The organism is Cobetia sp. MMG027 (assembly GCF_027947415.1).
GTDB classification, from domain to species: domain Bacteria; phylum Pseudomonadota; class Gammaproteobacteria; order Pseudomonadales; family Halomonadaceae; genus Cobetia; species Cobetia marina.
The window spans coordinates 235,425-244,824 of record NZ_JAQJIO010000007.1; the positions used below are offsets into that span (position 1 = coordinate 235,425).

The 9,400-nt window shown below is 55.9% G+C and carries 17 protein-coding genes; 2 read left to right on the forward strand and 15 right to left on the reverse strand.

What is annotated here, in order from left to right; genetic code table 11:
- Nucleotide 1: 1 nt before the first annotated feature.
- Genes PJK54_RS11740 through PJK54_RS11790 form a run of 11 tightly spaced genes read right to left on the reverse strand, consistent with a single transcriptional unit; the run spans nucleotide 2 to nucleotide 4,671 of the window.
- Nucleotides 2-271, reverse strand: a complete 270-nt coding sequence (locus PJK54_RS11740; protein ID WP_271302916.1) for a hypothetical protein — start codon at nucleotides 269-271, stop codon at nucleotides 2-4.
- Nucleotides 252-1,229 carry a hypothetical protein gene (locus tag PJK54_RS11745; protein WP_271302917.1) on the reverse strand — a complete coding sequence of 326 codons (978 nt, stop codon included), beginning with the start codon at nucleotides 1,227-1,229 and terminating at the stop codon, nucleotides 252-254. The genes PJK54_RS11740 and PJK54_RS11745 overlap by 20 nt, the downstream gene beginning before the upstream one ends.
- Nucleotides 1,226-1,678, reverse strand: coding sequence for a hypothetical protein (locus PJK54_RS11750; RefSeq protein ID WP_271302918.1), 453 nt, complete (start codon nucleotides 1,676-1,678; stop codon nucleotides 1,226-1,228). Before PJK54_RS11750 ends, PJK54_RS11745 begins: the two co-directional genes overlap by 4 nt.
- Nucleotides 1,679-1,688: 10 nt before the next feature.
- Nucleotides 1,689-1,988 carry a hypothetical protein gene (locus PJK54_RS11755; RefSeq protein ID WP_271302919.1) on the reverse strand — a complete coding sequence of 100 codons (300 nt, stop codon included), beginning with the start codon at nucleotides 1,986-1,988 and terminating at the stop codon, nucleotides 1,689-1,691.
- On the reverse strand, nucleotides 1,985-2,425 hold the full coding sequence (locus PJK54_RS11760; protein WP_271302920.1) for a hypothetical protein: 441 nt from the start codon (nucleotides 2,423-2,425) through the stop codon (nucleotides 1,985-1,987). Before PJK54_RS11760 ends, PJK54_RS11755 begins: the two co-directional genes overlap by 4 nt.
- Before the next feature lie 10 nt (nucleotides 2,426-2,435).
- Complete coding sequence (locus PJK54_RS11765; protein WP_271302921.1) at nucleotides 2,436-2,642, reverse strand: hypothetical protein; 207 nt, start codon at nucleotides 2,640-2,642, stop codon at nucleotides 2,436-2,438.
- Entirely contained in the window at nucleotides 2,639-2,800 is a 162-nt protein-coding gene (locus tag PJK54_RS11770) for a hypothetical protein (protein WP_271302922.1), read from the reverse strand. The genes PJK54_RS11765 and PJK54_RS11770 overlap by 4 nt, the downstream gene beginning before the upstream one ends.
- Nucleotides 2,800-3,228: a hypothetical protein gene (locus tag PJK54_RS11775; RefSeq protein WP_271302923.1), complete on the reverse strand. Its 429-nt coding sequence runs from the start codon at nucleotides 3,226-3,228 to the stop codon at nucleotides 2,800-2,802. Before PJK54_RS11775 ends, PJK54_RS11770 begins: the two co-directional genes overlap by 1 nt.
- A gap of 2 nt (nucleotides 3,229-3,230) precedes the next feature.
- Complete coding sequence (locus PJK54_RS11780) at nucleotides 3,231-3,554, reverse strand: hypothetical protein (protein WP_271302924.1); 324 nt, start codon at nucleotides 3,552-3,554, stop codon at nucleotides 3,231-3,233.
- Between the two features lies 1 nt (nucleotide 3,555).
- Nucleotides 3,556-4,182, reverse strand: a complete 627-nt coding sequence (locus PJK54_RS11785; RefSeq protein WP_271302925.1) for a DUF5983 family protein — start codon at nucleotides 4,180-4,182, stop codon at nucleotides 3,556-3,558.
- A gap of 27 nt (nucleotides 4,183-4,209) precedes the next feature.
- Nucleotides 4,210-4,671, reverse strand: coding sequence for a hypothetical protein (locus PJK54_RS11790; protein WP_271302926.1), 462 nt, complete (start codon nucleotides 4,669-4,671; stop codon nucleotides 4,210-4,212).
- Between the two features lie 117 nt (nucleotides 4,672-4,788).
- On the opposite strand from PJK54_RS11790, the gene PJK54_RS11795 reads away from it, so the two are divergent.
- Nucleotides 4,789-6,930, forward strand: a complete 2,142-nt coding sequence (locus PJK54_RS11795; protein ID WP_271302927.1) for a restriction endonuclease — start codon at nucleotides 4,789-4,791, stop codon at nucleotides 6,928-6,930.
- Between the two features lie 13 nt (nucleotides 6,931-6,943).
- On the forward strand, nucleotides 6,944-7,504 hold the full coding sequence (locus PJK54_RS11800) for a hypothetical protein (RefSeq protein WP_271302928.1): 561 nt from the start codon (nucleotides 6,944-6,946) through the stop codon (nucleotides 7,502-7,504).
- An 81-nt stretch (nucleotides 7,505-7,585) separates the two neighbouring features.
- Here PJK54_RS11800 and PJK54_RS11805 read toward each other — a convergent pair whose 3' ends face one another.
- From PJK54_RS11805 to PJK54_RS11820, 4 genes are all read right to left on the reverse strand, one after another.
- Entirely contained in the window at nucleotides 7,586-8,317 is a 732-nt protein-coding gene (locus tag PJK54_RS11805; protein ID WP_271302929.1) for a hypothetical protein, read from the reverse strand.
- A gap of 127 nt (nucleotides 8,318-8,444) precedes the next feature.
- A complete protein-coding gene (locus PJK54_RS11810; RefSeq protein WP_271302930.1) occupies nucleotides 8,445-8,636 on the reverse strand; it encodes a hypothetical protein in 192 nt (63 codons plus the stop codon).
- 66 nt (nucleotides 8,637-8,702) lie between these two features.
- Nucleotides 8,703-8,915 carry a hypothetical protein gene (locus PJK54_RS11815; protein WP_271302931.1) on the reverse strand — a complete coding sequence of 71 codons (213 nt, stop codon included), beginning with the start codon at nucleotides 8,913-8,915 and terminating at the stop codon, nucleotides 8,703-8,705.
- A gap of 109 nt (nucleotides 8,916-9,024) precedes the next feature.
- Entirely contained in the window at nucleotides 9,025-9,312 is a 288-nt protein-coding gene (locus tag PJK54_RS11820; protein WP_271302932.1) for a hypothetical protein, read from the reverse strand.
- Between the last annotated feature and the right edge of the window lie 88 nt (nucleotides 9,313-9,400).

The window sequence follows — 9,400 nt, forward strand, 5'->3', positions numbered from 1 at the left end:
GTCACTTCTCCTCGGTCAGCCACTCGGCTGGGCATTTCAGGCACTGGATTCGGACCACGTCACCCGCATCACGGGCAGCGCGCTCGGCTTGCTGTATCTGCTCGGTGGTCGTGTCGTCGGTGATGAACAACATGACCGACATGCCGTCGGGGCCGGCCAGCTCCTCGTCGTAGTACAGTCCGGCGTGGGATTGGCCCCAGCGGCGGTTGTAGCCCACGGCGGATTCGACCTTGTGGCGGTCGAATTCCAGGTCAGCCTTGGTGATGATCATCAGCGCTCTCCAGGGCGGTGTTGATGTGATCGCGGATCAGCTGGTTGATGACGTTGTGGCTGGGCAACGGTTGCGGGTCGGCCGTCACCAGCGTGGCGTAGGCCGCGCCGACCGGACGACAGACGCTGTTGAGCCAGCCGATCAGGTCATCGGCGTAGAGCCGGCAGGTCAGTTCCAGTTCCTCGATGTCGTTGGTGAGCTTCTGGATGGCCTGGAAGTCGTAGGGGGCCGCGCCGAGGTATCCCGCTGTCAGGGCGATGACCGCCTGCCGGCAGCGCATCTCGACGGAGGGGCGAGGGATGATGACTTCCCCCAGGGTGGCCTGGGCGGCCAGGGCCTCCTCGCACTCCCCACTGCGGACCTGTTCATCGAGCCAGAGGGCGAAGTCCTGCCTGACGGCGGGGCGGTCGGTGACCGGGATGCGCGTCTGGTGCCAGGTGAGAAGGTACTTGCGACGCAGGGCCGCCAGGTCGTGCTTGAGCGAGGGCCCGGACAGAGTGTCGATGTAGGTCACGCAGAGGTGGTACTTGCCCAGGGCCCGTTCATCGAGGTACTTGGCCACCGAGCCGAAGACGTTGTCGTCCATCGGGTGTTCGGGCGTGAGATGGGTGAGCGTCTTCTGGCGCCAGTCGGCCAGCACCAGCCCATCGACCGTGGTGACGCAGTCCAGCTGGTCGCAGTCCTGAATGGTCTTCTGAATCAGGTTCCAGAGGTCGTCGGTGTCGTCGCAGAGCAGTTCGTCCAGCTCGTCCTGGATCGACTGGGCGAGGTCTTCGGCGCCGAGCTTGCGCGCCACGAGATGGGCCACGTTCGGCGGGCTGGTGATGTCGGTCAGGTCGCACAGGCGGACTTCCATGCTGAACAGCTGCTGGTCGCTGTTCTCGGAAATCAGCCCCCGCAGTTCCTCGACGTCGTCGGTAGTGGCGCGCAGGTAGACGCCGTGAATCTGGATAGTCATTCGCAGAACCCCTCGGTTGGTAAGCGGTGCTTATCGAAATCGGCAGGCGAAATCCACGTTTCCTTGCGACGGACGTCCACCGCCTTGCACAGGCAGACGCCGTCGCACTTGGCGAACATCGTCGTGATGCTGCCGGTGGTGAATTCGGACATCAGGAAACTGACCATGCCGTTCTCGCGGGTGTAGCGCAGGGGCGGCAGAACCTCCAGCGCCTCGTCAAAGGCCGGCTCGTCGATGACGGCCGCCGGGTCGCTCAGGTAATGCGCGTCCTGCCACTCTTGCTGGAAGGCTTCGAACGCCTCCTCGGTCATGGCTTCGGTGCCCGGGTTCGCGGCCAGGTAGTCCTCGACGGACTGCCCACCGGGGTAGAGCACCTGGCCCTCCAGGGCGACGTTCTTGGCATAGCCTGTGAAGTCATTGCGATCGATGAGGTAGGTGTAATCCGGCATGGTCAGCTCCTTATTGGCCAAGGGAGTGAAGGTTCCGACGACGTTCCACGTCGGTGACGCTGCTGCTGAGGGAGGCCCCGGTGGCCTCGATCGCAGGGCGCAGGTGCTTGGGGCCTGCCGGCGGCAGAGCCCCGAAGTCGCGCAGGTGGCGCAGGGCGGTCAGCTCGTACTGGGTGCTCCCGCCATAGGCGAAGGGCACGGTCAGCTGCTGCGGCGGCGAATCGTCATCGCCGAACATCTGGACGTGGACGCTGTGGTAGGTGTTCTGGCCGTCGAACCAGCGGCGTCCTTCCACGGTGAAATGGCTCATGAGATCGACTTGACCTCCTGCAGGTTGGCGATGGTCATGCGCTTCTCGTTGCGCAGCGACGCGGGGTAGGCCAGCTGGTGGCTCGGGTCCGTGCTGACCCGACCGTCCATGCCGAAGTGCAACAGGCGGGTGATGGTGCCGCCGAGCTGCATGGCGATGATCGGGTGGTTGCCCGGTGCCCGGGTTTCCAGAATCTTCACCTCCTGGCCGGTGCTGGTGACCCAGGTCGTGCCGATATTGACGAAGATCGGGCGCTGGATATGCCGGATCGCGCTCTCGTCCACGACCTCGATCTTGCCGTAGCCCAGGTGAATCTTGCCGGTCGATTCGCACTGCTTATAAAAGAACTCACGCTGAATGGCGTGCTCCTCGGTCTGGTACTCCACCAGGTCGGACATCTGTGCCAGCGCCAGCGGGATGGTTGCCAGAATGATCATGGTGTCGCTCCTACAGAATGGTGATGGGGTGCAGTGGACGCGCGTTGCGCGAAGGGGCAGCGTCGAGTTCCAGCACGCTGTCGGGGTCAAAGCCGTAGTGGTCCAGTTTGAGTTCTGCGTGGCAGATATCGCCGGCCAGGAATTCGAGGGTGAAGACCCGTGCCCCTTGCTGGACGCGGGCGCGGTACACCGTCATGGTCGGGTGGCAGATGTTCACTCCTCCTCGTCGAAGTCTTCGAGGTAGGTGTTGCCACGCTCGATGGCGACCTCTTCGAGCACGCCACCATCGGCGTCTCCAATCTCGTCCGGGGTCCATACGATGACGACATGGCCTGAGTCACGCAGTTGTTGAATGGTCTGATCCTTGAGGTTCATCAGTAGTCTCCCGGTGCCTGCAGGTAGGCGTCGTGTTCATCATCGAGGGCAACGGCCAGGGCGTGTTCGGCCTCGGTCTGGGTGTCGTGGGTGGACAGCACTTGGTCGTCCTCGGTGATCACCCGCCATTGGCCCAGGGACCAGAACCCGAAGTCGGCGCCGTCACCTTCATGGGTGCCGAAGTAGGTACCGTCGGGAGCAGCGTTCTCCAGGGCGTTGATCAGCTCCTCCTGGAGGAAGGCGGCTTCCTCGCTATCCCACCACTCACTGTCGTCACCCTCGTCCTGGACATAGGCCGGGATCGGCGGGTGAGGCTGGGCAGTCAGCTGCTCGTAGGCCGCGCTGTCGTAGTCGGCAAGTGCCGTCAGGAAGGTCGGGATCAGGTCCTGCGGGCGCAGCGTGCCCTGGCTTATGCTTCCGATGTGCATGTTCATTTCAGGGCCTCGTCGATGCGTTCGAAGGCGTTCATCGCCTCCTCGTTGTCACTGGCAATGTCGATGACGATGTCCTTCTCATCGACGTCGTACATCAGCAGCAGGGCACCGACCTCGTGCCCACCGGGGGAGGTCGCCAGCAGGTTGCTGGGCTCGTCGGTGGCCAGCAGCTCGTCGATCAGCGTATCCACGGTGTTGCCTTCCAGGGGTGTGACCTCGTCCTCGAAGGTGACCGCGATGTTGGTCCACCCCAGGGACTTGAGGCGGTTGATCAGGTCACGGGCGTGCAGCCCGTTGGTGGTAGCGAGCAGGGATGGCATATCAAAAACCCTCGGCCATGCGTTCATTGACACCCATCAGCGATAGCGCGTGCTGATAGACCAGGAAGGGACGCGGGAACTCGTCCCGGATCAGGTACTGCTTGACCAGCCAGCGGCCGACGGGCTCGGCGATGTCGTAGGCGAACACGCCTTCGTAGGAGACGTCCGTCTTGTCGAGGACTCGCCAGGCCATGTCCAGGATCGGGGCGAATTCCGTCACACGGCCAATGAAACCCAGCTCGCCTTCTTCCAGGGCATCGACCGCCTGGGAGAATTCCTTGGCCTGTGACGCGCCCAGGGCCAGATAGGCGAGGGTGACGTTGTCGTGCGAGCGGGGGTTCTCCCAGTCGAACTGGGGCAGGGTCAGGAGCGGGGGGACATCCCGATCCAAGTTCAGCCAGGTGTGGCCGGTGCGGGACGCCAGCAGGGCCAGGTCGATCAGGAACGGGACCTTGTCCTGGGGTAGGTGGGGGACCTGCTCATCGACGATCAGCAGGGTGGCGGTATCGCGCACGATGCCGTTGGCGGCGCGGTGCCGGATGGCATCATTGAGCACGGACAGTTCGGCCTGGGGCACATGGCAGGTGCTCAGGGACAGCAGTTGCTCGGTATGGGAATTCGGGAACATGGTAGGGGCCTTGTTGGTAAGCGGTGCTTATACAGAAGCCATAGCGAGAAATGTCAGGCGTTCCGGTGCCGGCTCCTGGTCATGGAGCGGGGTGCGTTCAACGACGTGGCGCTGATGGAGCCCGTCCACGGTGCCCAGGCAGGTGGCCCGGGTGCGTTGCCCACCGGGGAGGCGGGCTTCGACCACCCAGGGGTGAATCGGGGCGTGCGTCATGCGGATCAGCCGGGCAGCGGCCTTGAACGTGCAGCGGCGGCCACGGTTCGAGGGGCTGTCACCGGCCAGTGGGGCGCGCTCCTCGTAGGTCGGGGCGATGCCCAGACAGTCCCACTCGTCGTCGGGAATGTCGTTGAAGTGGTAGTCCGTGCTCGACAGGATGCGCTCGCGGCCGATCACGTCCTCGACCTTGTCCATTTCCTCGGGACCCACGAACTGGATGTAATAGTCGTGATGGCTCGTGCGATGGTTCACGTAACTTTCACGCGAGTACATGGTGGTTCTCCTTGAGGCTACGCAGTAACGGTAAGCAGTGCTTATTTTGGAGTCAAGCCGAGAAAATATCACTCTGTGTTTGGTAAGCTTATCGAAAATTGATCTCAGGAAATCGGCATGGAAGTCTTCATCCTCGTAATAGGCATTGTTGGTGTAGTTGTATGGAAGTATTGTAAAAAAATAGAAAATGATAATAAAATCAAAGACCAATATGTGGCAAAAATTAAGAATGAGGCCCGATGCCATGGTTATGATACATGGGATGCAAGGCTTGAAGGGCATGTGGATATTGAAGATAAGAATAGGCGCCAAGCGAACTCTCGAATGATTGCAGAGGCAAACAATTATAAATGCGGTGGGAGTATTAACAGCTCAAAAAATATATTCGATAACGTTGAAGCTGAGTCTAAGCCTAAGCCTAAGCCTAAGCCTAAGCCTAAGCCTGAGCCTGAGCCTGAGCCTGAGCCTGAGCCTAAGCCTATGGATTGTATTCAAGATGAAGAACAATTTATTAGGAAAGACAGTATAGTTGATAGCAATCTTCTTGATGCTCATGAAAATAAAATATTTATTAGAAGGGTAAAAGAAGAGGCCCGTGTCTATGGACATGACATATGGGATGTACGTTTAGAAGGTTACGTTGACGCCGTGGAAGAACGCCGGCGTAAGGCTAATTCAAAAATGGTCGAAGAGGCATATGAGCACAACACAAAGAAAGCAAAACAAAAATTAACGTGTTTTAGTGGTAATAATTCTGAAGTTGTTCTAGAAGAAAGTATATCTTATGTAAAAAAAATAAAGGAAGAGGCGCGCTGCTATGGTCATGATATATGGGATGAGCGCTTAGAGGGATATGTTGATGCACAAGAAAAGTCACGCCGTGAAGCCAACTCTAGAATGGTCAAAGAAGCTGCTAGCAATGAAATAATAGTAGAGGACGGGGACAGCAAAGAAGAGCTAGTTCTTCTAAAGAAACATCTTGGCGATGAAGAATATAAAAATAAAGTAGATCAAGGTTATCTATTACTAAGTGATCTCTTGGCTATTAAAATAACAGATTACGATCTTCTCAGAAAGGTTTCAATAAATCATGTTGGTTTGAAGATCAACTTTAATGATGATGGCAAAAAGATAGAGGCTGCTATCCAATTAAGTGATCAATCTTTCACTGATAATGTTGAGCTGGCAATTCGTATATTGAAGTTCTTTAGAGGTCACTCAAAATATTTGTTAGATTTTATTAATTCTGTTAATTTGGCATTGTCAAATAAAAAAATTATTAAATTTAAGGATCTACAGCACAGTTTATTGTATGGTGGTTATGGCTCACAGCGTAACAATCTAATCGCGTACTTTTTTAATGATGTTGTTGTGGGTACGGGAGAGTTTAGGAAATCTTACTATCGTATAGATAACAATTTTCGAGGTGGTGCTTTATACGCTATAACCGGTTACGATCATGCGCTCTCGTATTTTATATCTCGATGTATCGTCGTTGGTTTAGGAGATCGATGCGCACAGAAAGTATTTGATAAGGTAGTTGGTAAACTCGAGAAAGAAAGAGTTTCTAGCGATAATAGTAACGATAATTTATGGGGGTTTATTAGTTCAGATAAGTTTGATCCTAGGAAAAAAACTATTAGGCAAATCATTGTTTATATGAAGAAAAGTAAAAATCCAATGTTAAGCTTTCATCGTTATGATGTTGAGGAAAAAATAGCAGCTCAGTTGTTGGAAGATGACCTCTTTCCAATGTTTGAAGTTGAAAGTGGTGATGGGTTTATTGATTATGTCATTAATAAATCCCGTAAAAAACTTGAGAAGAAGATCCTATCACAAAGTGTAACAGTGTCACACGAGTATAATGAAGATATGGATGTTGAGAATGTTAATGCAAGATGTGAAGAGTTTAAAGGAACAGGTCTAGAATATGAAGCATACATGCATGCACGTATTGAACGAGAAACACCATTCGATGTGGAGCTGACGAAGTCGTCGGGTGACCATGGTGCAGACCTTGTTATACGTAAAATTGGGTACTCTGCAGTCGTCCAGCTGAAGCTTTATTCCACCCCTGTTGGAAATAAAGCAGTACAAGAAGCATATACAGCTAAGCAGCATTACCATGTTGGCCATGCATTTGTTGTGACGAATTCTTCATACACCCGTGCTGCTTATGAGGTAGCTGAGACGACTGGAGTTATGCTGTTCCAAGATGAAGACTTTATCAAATATCTAAAGTCAGATTTTTTCTATTAAGTTGAGGCCCGCTATGTGGAAATTTACTCTCGGAGTTATATGCGGGTTGTTATTGAGTTATTTGGGTGATTTGAAGTTTTTTTCGGAGGCAAAGTTAACGGATTGGTTGTTAGTAGCGGTAGGATTCACAACCGTGTGTGTGTATTTTATGCATGAAAAGGGGCTAAAGCGAGACCGGATATGGAATACCAATAAAGATAGTTTGATGAAGCTGCGGAAAAATTTGGCAGATGCTATATATGCGCTTGAGTATCTTGTTGAAGAGTATAGGTATGGTGAGTTGGCTATGGACTTTAATGAGGACTTTCCTTGCTATCCAGATTTGAAAATTTTTCGGCAACTACAAGAACAGATCGAAGAAATTTTAGTAGTAAATTCTACTATGCTAGACTCTTTGTTCGTCAATAGGCTGCTAGCTACAAAAGAGAGCCTTAAAATCATTCGCAACGATGTGAATGTAACCGGTGCGCTTGATAATGAAGAAGGTTATGAAAGTGAGCTGGAACTACTAAGGTCAGTGGAGCCAAATTTAAATCAGTTAATTATTGAAATGTCTGGTGTCGAGAGATCGTGAATGATAGCCCACAGTGCCAGGACTTAGCATCTCGACAGCCACGACAATGGCCCCCCGCCAATGGCGAGGGGCCGTGGGCCGTTACAGGTTGGCGATGACGCTGGCGCGACGGCGGCGCGTCTGCTGAGTCAGCGACTCGCTGCCAGCGGCGTTGAAGCCACGGTTCTGCGCATCCTGATCACGCGCCAGCTTGCCCAGCCATGCCGCGTGCGCGCGCTGATACTCGTGGTTGAGGGCCGACGGCGCTTTCGTCATCTTCTCGTAGCGCCCCTGCTCGGTGCGGCGGGTGCTGAAGGCGATCTCGTCACCGCAGATCGCGCGGAAGACGTCTGCCAGCTCGCTGACCATCTCCAGGGCGGCGACCTCGTCGTCACGCAGGGAATTGAGCAGCTCGAACTGCTTCTCGGACAGACGACGCGGCTCGACGCCAGCGGTGTCGGGCTCGGGGCGGATGTCGAGATCGACCGGCGACTTCACGAAACCGGCCTCGTCCAGCTCCAGCGGCTCGCCGCAGGCGTGCATGGCATCGTCGCCGAACTCGATGCGATCGGCGAAGTGCGCAGCGCGGGCCGACTCGCTGATCAGCGTCTGAATCAGGCGCTCGAGCACGTTCTGACGCGGGTACTGACCCAGCTGGGAGAAGAACGCATCGAGAGTGTCGGTGGTGGCAGCGGCGGTGGTCTGGGTGGTCATGGCAGTGTCCTCGGAAGTGGCAGAAGTGGTGGTGGCAGCGACTGGGGTGTCCTCCCAAGGGGCGGTGTCCTCGTAGTCGGCCATCTGGTCGCGGAGGTCGTTCTGGTTGTATCGGCTCATGGGTAAGGCTCCGGTTGAGTCACGGGATGTGACACGGGCCTCACGCACTGGCCCTGACGAAGTCAGGGCCTCGACTGCCACGACAAAGGGCTCCCGCAGGGGCCCTCGGTCGCTGATCCCGACGCGATCAGCGCAGCAGGAACGCTGTGCGCTGCCGGACGTACTCTGTCCGACCCACGCGGGCGAAGTCGGGACGATCGCGGCTGTCGTCCCAGTCCTCCAGCGCCTGTTCCTCTGCCTGCAACAGCAGCTCCAGCGGGTCCTGTGGCTCCGGCAGGCTGTGCAGGTAATCCGATCCATGATCGATGGCGTGTGGCATGTCGTGTTCTCCTCAGATGGGTTCACGACAGCCACGCAATGGCCCCGCCGAAGGCGGGGCCTGGGGTCATGCTGACAGCGGGGGGTAATAGAACGGGTGCGCGCCGGCTGTGTCCGGGATGGCCACGTTGCGACCGGCCTGATCATAGATGTCGGGCGTTACATGGCCGTTCTCGATCAGGCCCAGGGCGAAGTCGATGGCCTTCTGCCGGGTGATGAAGCGCTGATCGTGCATGTCGCCATTGAAGTCACAGAACAGGACGGTGTGGGTGATGATCATGGTCGTGATCCTCTGGATGGGTTCACGACCGGCACGCATTGGCCCCGCCGAAGGCGGGGCCTGGGGGATACGGTAAAAGGCCCCTGCCAGAGGGCAAGGGCCTGGGGGACTAGATCAGGATGTCGAGCAGGTTGTGCAGGTGCTCGACGTCAGGGCAATGGTGCTGGCGCTGCTTCTGCGTGTAGTCGCCGAAGTTCTCGTAGACCACGAAGGTTTCGCCTACGTCCTCCTTCTTGATGCGACGGACCGAGACAGTCTGCTTCTCGCCATGGATCAGGTAGTAGGGCCAGTTGTGGGTACTGGCATACGGGCCCTGGGCGGCATAGGGCAGCAGGGCGGTGTCGAGGCGAGACAGGCACTGGCGTTGGCCAATATTCGCAGTGCTTATATTAAACATGGCGGTCATTCGTGGGACTCCGTTTCTTATGTGTGTTGCGATGCTGCTAATGCAGATATTACGTTAAACCAACAGGGCCTCAAGGGAA